14 protein-coding genes are annotated in these 18029 nt (G+C 43.9%); 5 read left to right on the forward strand and 9 right to left on the reverse strand.

Annotated features, from left to right (window positions below; translation table 11 throughout):
- The first annotated feature begins 131 nt into the window (after positions 1-131).
- Positions 132-2993: a transglycosylase domain-containing protein gene (locus CU635_RS19165; RefSeq protein WP_245917534.1), complete on the forward strand. Its 2862-nt coding sequence runs from the start codon at positions 132-134 to the stop codon at positions 2991-2993.
- Positions 2994-3321: 328 nt separating this feature from the next.
- On the opposite strand, the gene acsA is transcribed toward CU635_RS19165, so the two are convergent.
- The gene (gene acsA / locus CU635_RS19170) at positions 3322-5040 is read right to left on the reverse strand and encodes an acetate--CoA ligase (protein ID WP_101578986.1); all 1719 of its coding nucleotides are present in this window, start codon (positions 5038-5040) and stop codon (positions 3322-3324) included.
- Between the two features lie 227 nt (positions 5041-5267).
- On the opposite strand from acsA, the gene CU635_RS19175 reads away from it, so the two are divergent.
- From CU635_RS19175 to CU635_RS19185, 3 genes are all read left to right on the forward strand, one after another.
- The gene (locus CU635_RS19175) at positions 5268-5900 is read left to right on the forward strand and encodes a GNAT family N-acetyltransferase (protein ID WP_101578987.1); all 633 of its coding nucleotides are present in this window, start codon (positions 5268-5270) and stop codon (positions 5898-5900) included.
- 71 nt (positions 5901-5971) lie between these two features.
- Positions 5972-6619 carry an acetoin utilization AcuB family protein gene (locus tag CU635_RS19180; protein WP_101578988.1) on the forward strand — a complete coding sequence of 216 codons (648 nt, stop codon included), beginning with the start codon at positions 5972-5974 and terminating at the stop codon, positions 6617-6619.
- The gene (locus CU635_RS19185) at positions 6616-7788 is read left to right on the forward strand and encodes an acetoin utilization protein AcuC (protein ID WP_101578989.1); all 1173 of its coding nucleotides are present in this window, start codon (positions 6616-6618) and stop codon (positions 7786-7788) included. The genes CU635_RS19180 and CU635_RS19185 overlap by 4 nt, the downstream gene beginning before the upstream one ends.
- 111 nt (positions 7789-7899) lie before the next feature.
- On the opposite strand, the gene ccpA is transcribed toward CU635_RS19185, so the two are convergent.
- Both ccpA and CU635_RS19195 read right to left on the reverse strand, forming a co-directional pair.
- The gene (gene ccpA, locus CU635_RS19190; protein ID WP_101578990.1) at positions 7900-8901 is read right to left on the reverse strand and encodes a catabolite control protein A; all 1002 of its coding nucleotides are present in this window, start codon (positions 8899-8901) and stop codon (positions 7900-7902) included.
- A 267-nt stretch (positions 8902-9168) separates the two neighbouring features.
- On the reverse strand, positions 9169-10245 hold the full coding sequence (locus CU635_RS19195) for a bifunctional 3-deoxy-7-phosphoheptulonate synthase/chorismate mutase (RefSeq protein ID WP_101579030.1): 1077 nt from the start codon (positions 10243-10245) through the stop codon (positions 9169-9171).
- 267 nt (positions 10246-10512) lie between these two features.
- Between CU635_RS19195 and CU635_RS19200 the strand changes: the two genes are divergently transcribed.
- Complete coding sequence (locus tag CU635_RS19200; RefSeq protein ID WP_101578991.1) at positions 10513-12672, forward strand: cell division protein FtsA; 2160 nt, start codon at positions 10513-10515, stop codon at positions 12670-12672.
- Positions 12673-12850: 178 nt separating this feature from the next.
- Here the strand turns inward: CU635_RS19200 and ytxJ are convergent, their stop codons facing one another.
- The 6 genes from ytxJ to CU635_RS19230 all read right to left on the reverse strand — a co-directional run bounded on the left by ytxJ (position 12851) and on the right by CU635_RS19230 (position 18006).
- Positions 12851-13177, reverse strand: a complete 327-nt coding sequence (gene ytxJ / locus CU635_RS19205) for a bacillithiol system redox-active protein YtxJ (protein WP_101578992.1) — start codon at positions 13175-13177, stop codon at positions 12851-12853.
- Between the two features lie 104 nt (positions 13178-13281).
- Positions 13282-13860, reverse strand: coding sequence for a YtxH domain-containing protein (locus CU635_RS19210; RefSeq protein WP_101578993.1), 579 nt, complete (start codon positions 13858-13860; stop codon positions 13282-13284).
- A 19-nt stretch (positions 13861-13879) separates the two neighbouring features.
- Entirely contained in the window at positions 13880-14353 is a 474-nt protein-coding gene (locus tag CU635_RS19215) for a DUF948 domain-containing protein (RefSeq protein WP_101578994.1), read from the reverse strand.
- Between the two features lie 298 nt (positions 14354-14651).
- On the reverse strand, positions 14652-15953 hold the full coding sequence (gene murC, locus CU635_RS19220) for a UDP-N-acetylmuramate--L-alanine ligase (protein ID WP_101578995.1): 1302 nt from the start codon (positions 15951-15953) through the stop codon (positions 14652-14654).
- 133 nt (positions 15954-16086) lie between these two features.
- A complete protein-coding gene (locus CU635_RS19225; RefSeq protein ID WP_101578996.1) occupies positions 16087-16776 on the reverse strand; it encodes a hypothetical protein in 690 nt (229 codons plus the stop codon).
- Positions 16777-16908: 132 nt separating this feature from the next.
- Positions 16909-18006, reverse strand: coding sequence for a nicotinate phosphoribosyltransferase (locus tag CU635_RS19230; RefSeq protein ID WP_101578997.1), 1098 nt, complete (start codon positions 18004-18006; stop codon positions 16909-16911).
- Between the last annotated feature and the right edge of the window lie 23 nt (positions 18007-18029).

An 18029-nucleotide genomic window follows, 5' to 3' on the forward strand; every position in this document is an offset into this window, starting at 1 on the left:
GAATCCGCTTACACGTTTTAGGTGGAAATAAATTCCGCCAACAAATGCTTGACTCAAACAAATGCCATAGCTTGTCATCGCAGGATGTTAATGTATGCTATAATGTAGGTGATTTTAGGGGGATTGATAAAGTGAACGAAAAGCCAAATTGGAAAGACGAAATAAAATCATGGTTCAGCCTTGTTACTGATAGGAAAACAGTCAAAGGCGCAAGAATTACCTATCAAGTTTTCTGGAATTTATTGCTAATTTTTTTAATAATCTTAGTACTCGGCGGTGCTTTCGCAGGCGGGGTTGGGGCAGGTTATTTTGCGTCACTCGTCAAAGAAGAGCCGATCCGCTCCTATGAAAGTATGAAAAAAGATATATATAACTATGAAGAAACGTCGGAAATGTATTTCGCTAACGATGTGTATTTAGGCAAGCTCCGCACCGACCTTGAGCGCGAGGAAGTCAAGCTTGACGACGTATCTCCATATTTAATTGATGCCGTTGTTGCAACAGAGGACGAGTATTTTTACGAGCATAACGGTGTCGTTCCGAAAGCGATCGCACGTGCCTTGTTTCAAGAGGTCAGCAATTCGGCCAACCAATCAGGCGGCAGTACACTCACACAGCAGCTCATTAAAAACCAGATACTCACAAATGAAATTTCTTTTGAACGTAAAGCAAAGGAAATTTTACTGGCACTCCGGCTTGAAAAATTCTTTGATAAAAAAGAAATTCTCGAAGCGTATTTAAACGTTTCCACATTTGGCCGCAATTCTTCGGGACGAAATATTGCCGGTGTACAATCAGCTGCAAAGGGGATCTTCGGAGTTGAAGCGAAGGATCTTAATTTAGCCCAATCCGCCTTTATTGCTGGCCTTCCGCAAAGTCCGTTCGGATACACACCGTTTACAAACAAGGGAGAAGTAAAAGCGGACCTTGAACCCGGCCTGACGAGGATGAAGACTGTTCTAAAAAGAATGCATGAAGGCGGGGCAATTGACAGCAAGCAATACGAAGAGGCGATTGCCTATGACATTACCAAGAATTTTGTACCACCAACTGATAACCCCACCGAACAGTATCCATGGTTAACCGTTGAGATCGAAAAGCGGGCAGTTGAAGTTCTTTCGAAAGTACTCGCAAAAAAAGATGGATATGAGGAAGAAGCTCTAAAGAAAGACGATGATTTACGGGAAAAATACATAACTCTTGCAGATCGGAATCTCCGCCAAAATGGTTATCGAATTCATAGTACCATTAATAAGGATATGTATGATGTCATGGCTGTCGTAACGGCGAATTATAAAAATTTCGGCCCTGAAAAGCAGCAGGTTATTACCGATACGGAAACCGGCGAACAGAAAACGGTCATGGAGCCAGTTGAGGTTGGCGCTGTGCTGATCGAAAATCAAACTGGGAAAATTCTCAGCTTCGTCGGCGGAAGGAATCACAAGCGCGAACAGATTAACCACGCAACAAGCGGGCTTCGCCAAAACGGCTCAACAATGAAGCCGCTGCTTGTCTACGGACCGGCAATGGAGCTTGGTAAATCAGCTCCAGGAACGATTTTGCCGGACATCCCTTTGAAGCTTAACCCGCAGCTCAATCGGCCATGGCCAATGAACTATACGAGAACCTATAGCGGACTTGTATCAGCAAGATATGCTTTGGAAAAGTCATTAAACGTCCCGGCTGTTAAGTTATATAAAGATATAGTTGATCAGAGGCCCGCTAGTTATTTGGAAAAAATGGGCTTTACCTCTTTAGTAGAAGAGGACTACACAAATCTCGCAACTTCGATTGGCTCATTGAAAGATGGAGTCACCGTTGAAGAAAACACCAACGCTTTTGCAACATTTGCCAATAGCGGTCAATTTATCGACGCTTACATGATCGAGAAAATCGTTGATAAAGAAGGCAATGTGATCTACCAGCATGAAGTAAAACCGGTTGAAGTGTTCAGCCCGCAAACAGCTTATTTAACGATTGACATGATGCGCGATGTTATTAAAACCGGGACAGCTGCATCCATTAAAGGAAGGTTAAAATTCAGTTCCGACCTTGCCGGCAAAACGGGAACAGGAAATGAATTTTACGATTCCTGGTTTGTCGCTTCCAATCCGAATATTTCCTTTGGAATCTGGACGGGCTATGATACGCCTAAGTCGTTAAAAACGGCAGGGTTGAATTACAGTCTGCGGACCAATTATTTGTGGGCGGAACTACTGAATGCTGCCTACGATATTAATCCCGCACTGATTGCTCCTGCTGAGCAATTCAAAATGCCTGGCGGAATTGTCAGAAGGTCGTATTGTGTAACCTCGGGACTGCTTCCTTCTGAAGCGTGTTCGCGAGCGGGCCTTGTCGAAACCGATTTATTTAATGCGAAATTTGTTCCAACTGGTGTGGATGACAGCTTGATTAGCGGAAAGTTTGTTCGAATTGGCGACGCCAAGTACCTTGCTCTTGATTCGGCTCCGGCAGAATTCGCTGAAGATGGCGTAATTTTAAACCCTGATTATCTTCAAAAGATTTTTGGAATTACAGCCAATGTCGACCAGCTCATTCCGAAAAAAGATCGCTGGGCAAATATTTTGATTCCGAATGCGAAAATTGAAGATAACGGAAAAGCTCCTGCTGCTCCGGTCGTCATGGGTTCCGGCTCCACTCTCACATGGGGCAGCCACCCTGAGCCAGATGTCATTGGTTATCGTGTCTATACAAACGGCGGCCAACGGATCGGCAGCATTAAAGCGGGGGGCGGGCTTGCGCAAAATGTTGGAAATGGAGAATACTATGTAACGGCCGTTGATATAGCCGGAGCAGAATCGCCTCCTTCCAACATCGTATTAATCGGTGCGCCGGCCGTAACAAACCCGGTTGAACCGAAAGAAACCGAGCAAATTCCGGCACCGGTGCCAGCCCCTGCTCCGGCTCCGGTACCGGTACCAGGACCTGTCGAGCCTGTTCCTGACCCGGGAGATGGATCCACCGATACTTAATAACATTTTAAACGCCGCCTCAAAAAATGAGGCGGCGCGTTTTTTCATCTGAATGAATTTCGTAAAGCCATTCTTTAATTGAAAAACGAACAGTTACTTACATTATAGTATTATTTGTTTCCTACGGCATACTGCTGTATATCTAGAAAACTTCATTCGTTTTTCGGTTTAGCTTATTACATTGTGAAATTGGCTCCATAAAGCAATTCTTTAATTGAAAAATGAACAGTTATTTAAAATTAATCGTTGCCTGCGGCATACTCCTGTTTACTTAGACGACTTCATTTCATTTTTCGGTTTAACTTATTACATTGTGTATCTATTACGATTAATCTTCCATTGTCGACAGGTCACCAGTCGGCAAATCCAATTCCCATGCCTTTAAAACGCGGCGCATAATTTTTCCGCTTCTTGTTTTCGGCAGCTTGTCACGGAAATCAATTTCCCGTGGCGCTGCATGGGCAGCAAAACCTCTTTTTACAAATTGGCGGATTTCTTCCTTCAATTCGTCAGAAGCTTCATAACCGTCCCTCAAAGCAACGAACGCTTTAATAATCTCTCCGCGCACTGGATCAGGTTTACCGATCACGCCTGCTTCCGCAATAGCCGGATGTTCAAGAAGCTTGCTTTCGACTTCAAACGGGCCAACCCGTTCTCCAGAAGTCATGATCACATCATCCACTCTGCCCTGGAACCAGAAATAACCATCCTCATCCATATAAGCGGAGTCGCCAGAGACATACCAGCCGCCAGGCATAAAATACGAATCATACTTTTGCTCATTTTTCCAAACCGTGTGCATCATCGAAGGCCAGCCTTTTTTGATCGCCAGGTTTCCCATTCGGTTTGGTGGAAGCTCGTTCCCCTGATCATCAACAATCGCCGCTTCAACACCCGGGATTGGTTTTCCCATCGACCCTGGTTTGATTTCCATGCACGGATAATTACAAATAAGCTGCGCACCCGTTTCTGTCATCCACCAAGTATCATGAATCCGCAGGTTAAACACCTTCATTCCCCATTTGACTACTTCCGGATTAAGTGGTTCCCCGACGCTGAGGATATGGCGGAGGCTGCTTAAATCAAATTTTTTGACTACTTCATCTCCCGCACCCATCAGCATCCGGAAAGAAGTTGGAGCGCTGTACCAGACCGTAACTCCCATATCCTCAATTAATTTATACCAGGTCTCTGGATTGAACCTGCCGCCAATTACGACATTTGATGTGCCGGTTAACCAAGGTCCGAACATTCCATAGGATGTGCCGGTAACCCAGCCGGGATCTGCTGTACACCAGTAGATATCATCTTCTTTCAAATCAAGAACCCATTTTGCAGTCTGGTAATGCTGGATCATCGCGTTATGGACATGCAGTACTCCCTTTGGTTTACCAGTCGAACCGGAAGTGTAATGGAGGATAAGACCGTCATTGCGATCAACCCACTCAATATCAAGCTTGCGGCTCGCCTCTTCTAGTTTCCTCTTAAAATCAAGGTAGGGACCCTGTTCTTTAATATCATCTCCGACTAGAAAAATATGCTTTAAAGCAGGAAGCTCCTCTACCGGGACACGCTCGAGCAGCTCGGGGGTTGTAACGAGCACCTTCGCTTCGCTATCTTCCAAACGGTCGCGCACGGCCCCTTCCATAAATGCTTCAAATAACGGACCGACGATCGCTCCCAGCTTAATCGCTCCTAAAGCGGCAAAATAGAATTCAGGCGAACGCGGCATAAATATAAACACGCGGTCTCCTTTTTCTACATCCGCAAACGCTTTAAATACGTTCCCTGCCTTATTGGACAGCTCTTTCATTTCCTTAAATGTATACTTTTCATTGCGGCCACCGCTCCGGTAATACAACGCAATTTTATTTTTCCTTTCAGATTCAGCATGGCGGTCAATCGCTTCATAAGCCATGTTCATGAGTCCAGTATTGGACCAGGAAAAATGCTTTTCGGTTTCTTTCCAATCAAACTGCTTGTACATTTGTTCATAATCTTCTAGATTAAATTGCCCCTTTATTACTGGCAGCGCTTCCACTTTCATGCACCATATCCCCCTTTAATTCGGTTAGTCAACATTATTATAGTATAAAAAACATTTTTTCTCAATTTTTAAAATATTCTACCTGCCAAAGATTTCTTTAATCTTTATGTGACGGCTTTTTAACATATATTGAAATTTACCAGAAAATTTTGTGAAAGCGCTTTTAATTAATAGTTTTTATGTATAATAGTATTAATCTGTTAATTGTTATTCCAGGTGGTGTATAAATGGAGCATAAAAAAACTTACAATGCAAAAGAATTGAAAACAAAGCACGGCGACCTGATTATCGAAGGGCCAATTTCTGCTGAGAAGCTTGCCGGTTATGAATTTCATAAAGATTTAGTTGCCTTTCGCCCTCCGGAACAGCAGCATAAGGCACTAGTGGAAATCGCCGGCCTCCCTGAAGGAAGAATTTTGATCGCCAGATACAGGCATATGATTGTCGGCTACGTAACTTATTTATATCCTGATCCGCTCGAACGATGGTCTGAGGGCAATATGGAAAACCTGATTGAACTTGGTGCGATTGAAGTTATTCCGGAATTCCGCGGGGCGTCAGTCGGAAAAAATCTTCTGGTTGTATCGATGATGGACGATGCAATGGAAGACTACATTATTATTACGACTGAGTATTACTGGCATTGGGATTTAAAAGGAACCGGCTTGAACGTTTGGGAGTATCGCAAAGTAATGGAAAAAATGATGAACGCCGGCGGGCTGGAATGGTATGCAACCGATGACCCTGAAATAAGCTCACATCCTGCGAATTGCTTAATGGCACGAATCGGAAAAAGAATCGATCAGGAATCGATTCAGCGCTTTGACCAGCTAAGGTTCATGAACAGATTTATGTATTAAACGAAACCTGAAGCAACTGATGCCATTTATTGATTTACGAATAAATGACATTTGGTAAGGGGGAAAAAACGATGATTGTCGAAGAAATCATGAAAACGAATGTGTGCACGTTATTTCCAAATAGCACGATTGCGGATGCCATTCTTTTAATGGAGCAAAAGAAAATTCGCCATATTCCGATCATCAATCAAGATAACCGTTTAATCGGCCTGGTGACAGACCGGGATATCCGTGACGCTACCCCTTCGATTTTTCGGGCCGAAGAATATAAGGACGATTTACAGAAACCACTGGAAACAATTATGAAAACGGACGTGATCACAGGCCATCCCCTCGACTTTGTAGAGGAACTTGCTGCTCTATTTTACGAGCATCATATTGGCTGCCTGCCGATTTTAAAGGATCGGAAGCTGGTCGGGATTATTACGGAAACCGATTTACTGCATACGTTAGTTGAATTAACCGGGGCTCATCAGCCAGGTTCGCAAATTGAAATAAAAGTTCCCAATAAAGCAGGCATGCTTTGGGAGGTAGCGACCGTCATCCGCAACCGTAAGGCCAACATTCAAAGTGTCCTCGTCTACCCTGATAAAAAGGATGAAAACTATAAAATAATTGTACTCAGAGTCCAGACCATGAATCCGGTCGGCATGATTGACGATTTAACGAATGCAGGACTTCAAGTGCTGTGGCCGAATTTACCAGGGCTTCCATCATGACCGAGCAATCCGTATTTGTATTTTCAGAAGAACTGCTGAACTACAAATTCAGCAGGCATCATCCTTTTAATCAGCTTCGGCTTAAAGTGACACTTGACCTGCTCCAAAGAATGCAGGCTATTGAAGAACAGCAAATCGTGCCGCCCCGGTCTGCTTTAGAGGAAGAGCTTTGTCTCATCCATGATCAAAATTATATAAACGCTGTCCGGCTGGCAGGACACGGGAGCCTTGACAAGGATATTGCTGAAAATTACGGCCTTGGTACCGAAGATACGCCAATTTTCGACAAGATGCATGAAGCAAGTTCGCTGCTTGTCGGCGGAACGTTGACAGCGGTTGATTATGTCATGACAGGCAAGGCAAAGCATGCCTTGCATCTCGGCGGCGGGCTTCATCATGGATTCAGGGGAAAAGCTTCAGGATTTTGCGTATACAATGACACTTCGATTGCGATAAAGTACTTGCAGCACAAATACAATGCGCGCGTTCTTTACGTTGACACAGATGCCCATCATGGAGACGGCGTTCAATGGGCATTTTATGATGATCCAGACGTTTGCACGTTATCAATACATGAAACAGGGCGCTATTTATTTCCCGGGACAGGCAATGTTAATGAAAGAGGCCAGGGAAAAGGGTACGGTTATTCCTTTAATATCCCGGTTGATGCGTTCACAGAGGATGATTCATGGCTTCACGCGTACTACAATGCTTTAAACGAAGTGGCCGATTTCTTCAAGCCTGATGTGATCCTGACGCAAAACGGAGCCGACGCCCATTATCTGGATCCGTTGACCCATTTATCGGCAACGACAAAAATTTTCCGGGAAATACCGAAACTGGCCCATGAAATAGCGCATAGGTACTGTGACGGACGCTGGATCGCAGTTGGCGGCGGCGGGTATGATATTTGGAGGGTCGTTCCAAGGGCATGGGCCCTGATCTGGCTGGAAATGACTGAAAATCCGAATCGTTTTGGCAATATGCCCTCTGATTGGATTGAATTCTGGCAGGATAAAGCGCCCATTGCGCTTCCGAAGGAATGGGATGACCCGGCCAACCTCTACCCGCCGATCCCAAGAAAAGCGGAAATTACCGAAAAAAACAGCCAAACACTTGACAAAGCACTATATCCGATTCGCAACAGGACGAAAAGTGAATCAGGATAAGACCATCCGTGTTGAAATTTCGGATAAAACAAAAAACAGGAGGCCCGGAAGGATTTTTCAATCCTTACAGGTCTCCTGTTTTTTTTGCAAAGTTTCTTTATATCGGCAAACTTACTCTTTCGTTGAGCTGCGGTATTCAATTCGGTGCGGAAGAACTACGATCTGATCGTCGACTTGTTCCTTATTCATCAATTTCGTTAACAGCCGCATTGACACTGCTCCAATATCGTAAAGCGGCTGCACGACCGCTGTCAGCTGCGGACGGACCATCATAGTCAGTCTTGTATTGTCTGAACTAATCACTTCGAAATCGTTCGGGATGCTGTAACCCTTATCCTCTGCACCATGGACAACACCGAGTGCCATTTCATCTGAACCGACAAATATCGCGGTTGGCTTTTCTTCAGCTTCGAGCAATTTTTCAAATGCCTCTATTCCTGAATCGTACGTGTAATCGCCTTCGATGACAAGCTCATCACGGTACGGCAACCCGGCAGCTTCTAGGGCTCTTTTATATCCGGCAAGCTTTTTTTCCAGATTGATCGGCTCATGGAAAGGCCCTATTACAAACGCGATGTTTTTATGGCCTTTTTCCACAAACGTTTGAACAACATCAAAGGCTGCTTGCTCATAGTCGATATTAACGGAAGGAATGTCCCCGCTTGCCTCAATGGAACCGGCAAGAACAATCGGCACAGGTGATTTTTTGAACTCTTCAACATGTTCAGCCGTAATATTGCCGCCCATAAAGACGATACCATCAACCTGCTTGCCGAGCATTGTATTCAAAAGATGCAATTCCTTTTCTTTGTTTTGATCCGAGTTACTGAGGATAATATTGTACTTATACATTGTCGCAATATCTTCGATTCCCCTTGCCAGCTCAGCGAAAAAAGTGCTCGAAATATCGGGAATAACGACACCGACGGTCGTTGTTTTTTTGCTGGCCAGCCCCCTTGCCACTGCATTCGGACGATAACCAAGCCGCTCAATGACTTCCAGGACTTTTTTTCGAGTCGCCGGTTTAACGTTAGGATTCCCGTTGACCACCCGGGAAACGGTTGCCATCGAAACATTAGCTTCACGGGCAACATCATATATTGTTACATTCATATCTATACACTCCTTTTTGTTTGCACACGCACCGTTTTTCTTTATTTTACTGCAACAAAGGAAAACCTAAACATCTTTCTAAAGTTTGTGACGCGTTAAACAAGTCTAATTATGTATTTAATCATACGACAGACAAGGGAATGCCGCAATGTCAAGCCCTTAATTTTTGCATTTTTTTATAAATTTTATGTATATTCGCCACGATTTTCACATGAAAAGAGCCTTCCCAATGAACAGAAGGCTCCTGATGTACCTTAAAAAATGCACTTAAACTCTTACAAATGGCGTGCTTTGTAATTCCTTGAAGAAATGCTCGAATTGTGGCAGATCCATTTGCTGGGCTGAATCGGAAAGAGCTACTGCCGGATCCGGATGAACCTCGGCCATTACCCCGTCAGCTCCGACGGCCAATGCTGCTTTCGCTGTTGGGATGAGCAAATCACGGCGTCCTGTCGAATGAGTTACATCCACAAGTACCGGCAAATGCGTTTCCTGCTTGAGAATTGGCACAGCTGAAATATCAAGCGTATTTCTTGTCGCGCGCTCATATGTGCGAATCCCCCGCTCACAAAGGATGATTTGTCCGTTCCCCTGCGCCATAATATATTCAGCTGCATTGATAAATTCTTCGATGGTGGCAGCGAGGCCCCTCTTTAATAAAACAGGCTTATTTACTGCCCCGGCAGCTTTAAGAAGCTCAAAATTTTGCATATTGCGGGCACCGATTTGAATCACATCAATATATTGAACAGCCGTTTCAATATCAGCAGGATTGACAATTTCGCTGATGACAGCCATGTCATAATCATCTGCGACACGCTTGAGGATTTTCAACCCTTCCAAGCCAAGCCCCTGGAAATCATACGGAGAAGTTCTCGGCTTGTAGGCACCGCCGCGCAACAGCTTTAACCCTTTTGCTTTTACCGCTGCAGCAACAGTCGCTACCTGTTCATATGACTCAACCGCACATGGGCCAAATACAAAATGAGGCTTGCCATCCCCAACCAATTCTCCCTTAAGGTTAACTACTGTGTCCTCAGGTTTTTTCTTCCGGGAAACAAGCAGAGCTTTGCGATGGTCATCCTTCTGCAGCTCCAGACCTGCTTTAAATACTTCTTTGAAAATATGCTCAATTGTTGAATTTTCGAATGGTCCATCATTGTTTTCTTTAATTAAATCAAGCATTCTCCGTTCTCGCACTGGATCATAACGGTAAACTCCCTGAGTTTCTTTCACTCGCCCGATTTCCTGGACGAGCCGGGCTCTCTCATTAATTAATGATAACAGCTCCAGATTTAATTCATCTACGCGATCGCGCAGTTGGTCAAGTTGTTTATTGCTCATTTTCTTTCCCGTCCTTTCAAATTTTTTCGGTTTTTTAAACACTTGCTTTGCACCCATAGAATCAGGTAAACTGCAAGCCAGCTGGGCGGGTCAAAAGCTTATCGTTTCCAATCTCTTTAACGCCCCGTTAAAATGTGGTACATTTTATTATAATTACGATTTATTATATATGAATCTTTTCTTAATGTCACGAAATTTCTTTATTAATTAAACGCTTTTAAGTGTTAAAGTATTTTATGATGAATTTAAAAAGAAGGTGTTCTCATTTTGCAGGAAAAAAACAAACTGTTTGCCCTTGATATTGGCACGCGTTCCGTAGTCGGCGTCATCCTTGAAGAAACCGGCGGCCAGTTCCATGTTGTTGATATGCTTTCGATGGAGCATAGCGAACGTGCGATGCTTGATGGGCAAATCCATGACGTGTTGTCAGTCTCAAAGTTGATTGCCGTTATAAAAGAGCAGCTTGAGGAGCAACATGGACCGCTACATAAAGTCTCGGTCGCGGCAGCCGGCAGGGCTTTGCGAACAGAAAGGGCCAAGGTATCGGTCGATATTAATGGAAAACCGATGATGACAAAGCAAGACATCCTTTACCTTGAATTAAGTGCTGTCCAGCAAGCCCAGGCGATGGTTGCCGAAAAGCATGAGATTGAAAAAAGCCAGTATTATTACTGTGTCGGATACTCCGTGCTTTATTACCGGCTTGATGGAGAAGAAATCGGCAATTTGATTGATCAGCAGGGTGATGAAGCTTCTGTTGAAATCATTGCGACTTTTTTACCGAAGGTTGTTGTTGAATCACTTATTTCTGCTCTTCACCGGGCAGGATTGGAAATGGATGCTTTGACGCTGGAACCGATCGCCGCAATCAATGTGCTGATCCCTCCTTCGATGCGCAGATTAAATGTCGCTCTCGTTGATATTGGCGCAGGCACTTCCGATATCGCGATCACCGATGCAGGAACGGTCATCGCCTATGGAATGGTGCCTGTTGCCGGAGATGAAGTTACTGAAGCAATCAGTGACCATTTTCTCCTCGATTTTCCGCTTGCAGAAAAGGCGAAACGGGAGTTATCCAGCCGTGAAACGATTACCATAACCGACATTCTCGGTTTTGAAGCAGAGGTTACAAGGGAGGAAGCAGTTGGACACATTACACCTGCCTTGGATAAGCTCGCTGCTACGATTGGCGACGAAATTTTAGCATTAAACAACGGGAAGCCGCCAAAAGCTGTCATGCTTGTCGGTGGAGGCAGCTTAACGCCTGAACTCCCAAATAAGCTCGCGCAACGTCTCGGGCTCCCGGAAAACCGGGTTGCGATAAGGGGCATAGAAGCGATTTCTTCGTTAACACTTGCAGATCATATTTTAAAAGGACCGGAACTGGTTACTCCCGTTGGAATTGCGATCGCGGCCCAAATGTCTCCGGTTCAATATCGGACTGTTTACGTTAATGAGCAGCCCGTTCGCCTTTTTGAAGTGAAAAAGCTAACGGTCGGCGACTGTCTGCTTGCAGCCGGAATAAAAATGAATAAACTATACGGAAAACCGGGCCTGGCGATGATTGTGACGTTAAATGGACAAAGCATTACGATTCCCGGCCAGCTTGGCAGTGCTCCAACCATTTTAAAAAATGGTGCCAGCTGTTCCTTCGATGAAGAAATCAGCAATAATGACCGGATTACGGTTAAAAAGGGCGCGGACGGCCAACAAACGAAGATACAAATAAAAGATTTAATTGACCATCTTCCCCAGAAAATGGTGACGATTAACGGGAAGCCGGAAATCATTTCTGCCGTGCTTACATGCAATAAGGCAGCTTGCAGCCCGGAAAAATTTGTTGAGGATCGCGATGAGATCGTCTGCACGCTCCCTGAGACAATTGAAAAACTGCTTCATTCATTAAAATTACAGTACTACCTGCCTGAGCTGCGCCCGCTTTTCCTTAACATAAACGGAAAGGATCAGTACTTTCCAGGATTCGGCGGAAAAATCTATCGAAATGGCATGGAAGTAAGACTGAAAAGCGGCTTCAATGACCTTGATGAATTAACAATCACCAAACGAAAAGCGCCGACAGTCGAGGATCTGGCAGTAATCAAGCAAATAAATCGATATCAAAAGTTGCCAATCTCCTTTAACGGCGAAAGCGTTACGCTTACTAAAGAAGTTACAGAGTTTTACAGAGGTGAGCAAAAACTGCTCGATGATGATATCCTGTCAGATGGAGATCATCTGAGAATTTCCGAAAAAAGCTTTGAACCGTTCATCTTTCAGGATATCTTTACGGCGGTTCAGGTCGATATGCCCGCCCATGCAAACGGAAGCTTTGAACTGACACGGAACGATCAGCCTGTAGCCTTTCATGATCAGATTCAAGCGGGAGACAGCTTGAGAATTTTCTGGCCGCTTGCTCAACAGAATTAGCAATAAAGCAAGCATATTTTGGATGGTGATCGAAAATGCGGATTGCCGCTCGTAAATTTCGATAAGCGCTCGTAAATCCGAAGGGTTCCTCTCATCAATCGGTTGTTACAACTTTATGCAGTACTTTTATCAAAACAAAACCACCTTGCAATTCAAGAAAGGTGGTTTTGTCGATAATTTATTTGTTTTCAGCTAGCACATTCGCCAACGTCTCATAAGTAATTTTCCAGTGTGAGGCATGCCAGGCGACACCCGAATTCGTGAATAGGAGCGCCTGCGGAGACTCATGCTTGAGATCATACTTTTCCGCAATATGGTTGGAAAGTGGGCGGGCATCCTGGACAGTTAAATAATAGCTGTTAACCTCTGGATGGTCCTCTGTGAATTTTTCAAATTCTTCATAGGCCGCCTGGCTAATCGGGCAGGTAGTACTGTGCTTTAATATTAAGAATGCTCCATTGTTAACTGCGTCGTCAAATTGCTCCACTGTGTTGATTTTATTCAAAATAATCCCTCCTGAAAAACTTGGAGCCCGTGCCACTTTAGCACATAAGCAGCCAATAAATAACGGTGAAGTTATCTTACCACTTCACCGTCTCCAAAACAAACTTAATGTTTTTGATTTAATTTTTTCTCTGTTTCATCAAAAGCCTTTTTTGTTTCCTCAAGCTTTGCTTCGGGGTTGCCGGTTTGGATAGAACCTTTGTTCTCAGTCTCGCTTAGTACGTCAATGGCTGATTCACTGGAAATATATTCATCTGGCGTGTTAACCCCGGTGCCATCCCCGACTTGGGATCCGCTTTCGGAAGAATTTTTGCTGCTTCTCACCTTGTTAAGAAGGTCTGTCGATTGCTGGGCGACTGAACTCGTTTTTTGTTTCGCAATAGACACCACTTCCCCGCCTTTAGTCATGGCAGTTTCACGAAGCTGACCGGTCTTTTCTTTTGCTTGCGCAGCCAGATCACTGCCCTTCGTCATCGCCGCTTCGCGATATTCATTTGTTTTTTCTTTTAGCATGCCTGCTTGTTCCTTTAAGTCGCTGCGAAGCTCCCTGCCTGAGTTCGGAGCCAGTAAGAGCGCTGTTGCTGCTCCGACAACCCCGCCAATAATCGCACCCAAAACAAAATCCCTCGAGGTCCCACTATTGTTTTCGTTAAAACCTTCAAATTGACTACGTTCCTTCACCATGCTCAATTCCTCCTCACCTTTAATATCTTGCCCGCTCCCGCTCTGTTCTTACAACAGGCGGCCGATTTTCAAGTTGATTTTCTTTTTTTCTGGCTGCCCACTTGTCTTTTAATTCCAGGAACACATTGCTCCATTGGACAACCTGTGAAATCTTATCCTTATGCTGATCAAGCTGATGGTCAACAGATGAAGTGATATTTTGAATAGATGTGTTAAACTTCTGAACTGAATAGCCTACATTCTTCACTGCGTCCACGACAGTATTTAAGCTTTCGGACTTTTGCTGAATATCTGAAGCGAGAGCGTTGGTTTTATGCAGAAGCACAGTAGTCTCTCTCGTAACTCCATCCAACTGCTGCTCTAATCCTGTCAATGTTTTTGAAACACTGTCAAGGGTTGTTTGCACTGATTTCAACGTTTTTGTTAAATACAGAACTAACACAAAGAAAGCTATGGCGATCACAGCTACGCTTAAATATAAAATAATCTCCATACATTCCACCTCCATAATCGTTACTCTATTTTTTACCCAGGGCGGTCCAGCCTAAACCACCGTTTTACTAAATAAGTATCTTACTTTAACGGTATCATACTTCTCCTCATTTTAAAAAGATATCATTTTTTCAATTCTCCTTTAGGCGAATTTTTCGCAGCTGAGTTTATCTAATAGGAACGTGAACCATCCTTGACTCCTTGGCAAGCAGCCAAAGATATGCATCAACCCCCATATTTTATACCAATTAAAGTAATCTAATCAAAAAAACCACCTTGTGAAGGTGGTTTTCGACTTTTTACAATTGCAGCTGCTTTTCATAAGCTGACTGGAACTTTTGAATATCGCCGGCACCCATGAAAATAATCACACTATTTTCGTGTTTTCTCAAGGAGCCTGTTTCTTCCTCTTTGATAATCTCTGAATGCGCTATTTTCGCCTGCAAATCTTCGATTGAAAGTTTACCGTGATTTTCACGGGCAGATCCGAAAATTTCACATAAATATACTTTATCAGCTTTATTCAAGCTTTCGGCAAATTCATTTAAAAAGGTTTGCGTTCTCGTAAAAGTATGCGGCTGGAAGACTGCAATGATATCGCGATCAGGGTACTTCTGCCTGGCTGCTTCGATCGTGGCTTTGATTTCGGTTGGATGATGCGCGTAATCATCGATGACAACTTGCGAACCAATTACCTTTTCTGAAAATCTTCTTTTAACACCGCCAAACGTTGAAAGCTGCCGGGCGATAACTTCTGTGTCAATCGCTTCATAATGGCAAAGAGCAATCACCGCCAAGGAGTTTAAAACATTATGGTTACCATAAGTAGGGATTTCAAACGTCTCATAATACGTATTCCGGACGAAAACATCAAAGGTCGTTCCCTCAGTCGACTTAACCACATTCCTTGCCTGGAAGTCATTTTCTTCGCCGAATCCATAAAATACGACAGGCACCTTTGCCTGGATTTTTTGCAGCTGTTCATCATCACCGCATGCAAATATACCCTTCTTTACTTGCCATGACATCTCCTGGAATGCAGAAAAGACATCGTCTATATGGGCAAAATAATCAGGGTGATCAAAATCTATATTCGTCATGATCGCATAATCAGGAAAATAGGATAAAAAATGCCTTCTGTATTCGCACGCTTCAAAAGCAAAATACTCAGCATCCCGGTCTCCTTTTCCAGTACCGTCTCCAATTAAGAAGGAGGTCGGCTTTGCACCACTCATAACATGAGCAAGCAGCCCGGTTGTCGAAGTTTTTCCGTGCGCACCTGTTACGGCCACACTGGTGAAGTTTTCCATAAAATCACCTAAAAAACGATGATATCTGACGATAGGAAGCCCGAGTCTCATTGCCTCCACGATCTCTTCATGAGTATCAGGAAAAGCATTACCGGCAATAATCGTCATTCCGGGCTGTATATTCTCCTTTTGAAAGGGAAGGATCTTTATTCCAGATTGCTCAAGCGCTTGTTGAGTAAAAAAGTGCTTATCGACATCGGAGCCTTGCACATGATAATTCATATCATGAAGAATTTGTGCGAGCGCACTCATTCCGGACCCCTTTATACCTACAAAGTGGTAAATGGTCATGTAAAGAACCTCCAACCAACGTCTATCTGTAAAACAGTATATGACATTTATATTAATTTGCTCATTTCATCCATTAGTCTGAGCTGCATGCTAAACATTATAACATCTTTCTTATATCTGGTGAAATCCAGATCTAAAACTCTTTTCTATAAATCTGTTTCCGTAAGCCTTCGTAAAGAAAAAGTATCGCATGATTTTTTAAATATGTTCTCCACGAAAGAGATTCATCCTCGCGTTTTTGATCGATAAAACTGTTTTCCAATTTGTTAAAAACCTCAGGCCCACTCACTGCAAATAAAGGACTGATCGCGATATCTCGTTTCAGCGCCGGTATTTTCCTCAAAAATACGTATTGCAAATTTTGAGATTGCAAAAGAGGAAGTTTGGAAAATACAGGGAATTCCACCTCTGACGCAAAGCCTTGTACTGTAATCTCCTCATTCCCTTCGTCAACCGATATAACAGTAAACGGCTCCAGCATTGAGCTTAAAATTAACGCCCCCTGGATCATCTCAGGTTCTGTTAAATTTGCAGCCTGATTTTTCAAAAACAGGCTCAGCATCGTAAAGCCTTGAATTGTCTGGTAATCAAATAGAAACCACTGCTCAAACAACTCTTCTTCAACGGCAGTCAATATGTGCCCATTTCGAAGGCCGAGCTTCTTGCGGAAAATATGCTTAGCACGAACTTTTTCCCGGATATTCGTGTTTCTTTCGGTATAATCTGCGGCAAGCCGGAGCAGATGCTGAACGCTTTTCTCTGCTTGTGCTTGCTTTTGGCTTCGATAGTTATCTAAATTTAAAGTTGAGCGGTCCATAGTCATAAGGATGCTCCCTGCCTTTTCCCGGCAGATAAGCGTGCCGGTCTTCTATAGTTTCATTAATAAAATTTAAAGATGGTCCTGCTCGAAATTGAATCCGGAACATTGATGATTTCCAGATCGAATTTCTGATTGTTACTCTACTTTTTCAAGACGCGAATTCGGCCGCAATTTCCGGCCTGCCTTTGCCTGGTGCTCCCCATTTAACGTCACATTATCACCTGTAAAGCCAATGTTAATCTTCAAAAGGCTGCCACCCACGCCGTATAAATCGACAGGAACTCCATTTTTTTCAAATTCAACAATTCTTGTTTCATTAAAACCGCCGCTGACAACAATTTTGACATGATGATAGCCTTCATCATCCAGAGCCTTCCGCAAACCAAAAATCAGCTCGGCGTTAACGCCGCGCGGATCAAAAGTTCCTAAAAGGTGCTGGTTACGCAAAAAGTATTGGTCGATAAGGGTTCTCGAAGTATCCACCCTTACCCCCTTCAAATCGTCGCCAAAAGCGCGGGCAACCTTTAATGAATCGGTAACCGCATCATTATTATAATCAACAAGAGCAATTAAATCATCATCGGGGAATGTTTCCTGATAAGCCTTTGTCGCTGCTACAATATCCCCGTTAAATAGCTGGATCAGCGCATGCGGCATCGTACCCATCCCTTGTTTTCCCCACCATTCATTCATGGCATGGGTCGCCTGGGCCGTGGCACCACCGATATAGGCAGCATACCCGTCGCCAGCCTGGGTTGTAAAATGGTCATCTCGGTCTCCCATAAAAATGACCGGTTTCTGTTTACCGGAGATGCCTGCCGCCTTGACAACATTATAAACATTCGTCGCTACCGACGTCCGGCGCGCCAATATCCCATCAATGAGTCCTTCCAGGTATCCGAAATTCTGGTATAAGCCTGTAATTGTTAAAACGGTCTCGAATGGACTGATCTTGTCTCCATCCTTTAACGAATAGATTTCAAGCTCCTCCGGACGGTCCGCAAATGTTTTAACGAGCGCAATCACTTCATCTGTTCCGCACAGCACCGCATGTTCTTTCTGGAAGAATTGCATAGTGACGATGTTATCTTTTAGATACTTTTGGACAATTTCCCGCGTTTTTAGAAAATAAACGGCAGAAAACCACCCATCCTTCACTCGTTCGTCGAATTTAAAGGTGCGATTCGTTAAGCGCTGGATTTCACCTTTTAACTTCAATTCTATTTCTTTCATTTCAAAGCTCCTCTAAACAAGTC

Origin of the sequence: Bacillus canaveralius (assembly GCF_002860125.1) — a bacterium.
GTDB classification, from domain to species: Bacteria; Bacillota; Bacilli; order Bacillales; family Cytobacillaceae; genus Bacillus_BJ; species Bacillus_BJ canaveralius.

Excerpts from the sequence above, each read along its gene's own strand:
- acsA (WP_101578986.1), bottom strand. The coding sequence starts at position 5,040 with ATGAAAGTGGAAGCGCTGCCAGTAATAAAGGGGCAATTTAATCTAGAA.
- CU635_RS19175 (WP_101578987.1), top strand. The coding sequence starts at position 5,268 with ATGGAGCATAAAAAAACTTACAATGCAAAAGAATTGAAAACAAAGCAC.
- CU635_RS19180 (WP_101578988.1), top strand. The coding sequence starts at position 5,972 with ATGATTGTCGAAGAAATCATGAAAACGAATGTGTGCACGTTATTTCCA.
- CU635_RS19185 (WP_101578989.1), top strand. The coding sequence starts at position 6,616 with ATGACCGAGCAATCCGTATTTGTATTTTCAGAAGAACTGCTGAACTAC.
- ccpA (WP_101578990.1), bottom strand. The coding sequence starts at position 8,901 with ATGAATGTAACAATATATGATGTTGCCCGTGAAGCTAATGTTTCGATG.
- CU635_RS19195 (WP_101579030.1), bottom strand. The coding sequence starts at position 10,245 with ATGAGCAATAAACAACTTGACCAACTGCGCGATCGCGTAGATGAATTA.
- CU635_RS19210 (WP_101578993.1), bottom strand. The coding sequence starts at position 13,860 with ATGGTGAAGGAACGTAGTCAATTTGAAGGTTTTAACGAAAACAATAGT.
- CU635_RS19215 (WP_101578994.1), bottom strand. The coding sequence starts at position 14,353 with ATGGAGATTATTTTATATTTAAGCGTAGCTGTGATCGCCATAGCTTTC.
- murC (WP_101578995.1), bottom strand. The coding sequence starts at position 15,953 with ATGACCATTTACCACTTTGTAGGTATAAAGGGGTCCGGAATGAGTGCG.
- CU635_RS19225 (WP_101578996.1), bottom strand. The coding sequence starts at position 16,776 with ATGACTATGGACCGCTCAACTTTAAATTTAGATAACTATCGAAGCCAA.
- CU635_RS19230 (WP_101578997.1), bottom strand. The coding sequence starts at position 18,006 with ATGAAAGAAATAGAATTGAAGTTAAAAGGTGAAATCCAGCGCTTAACG.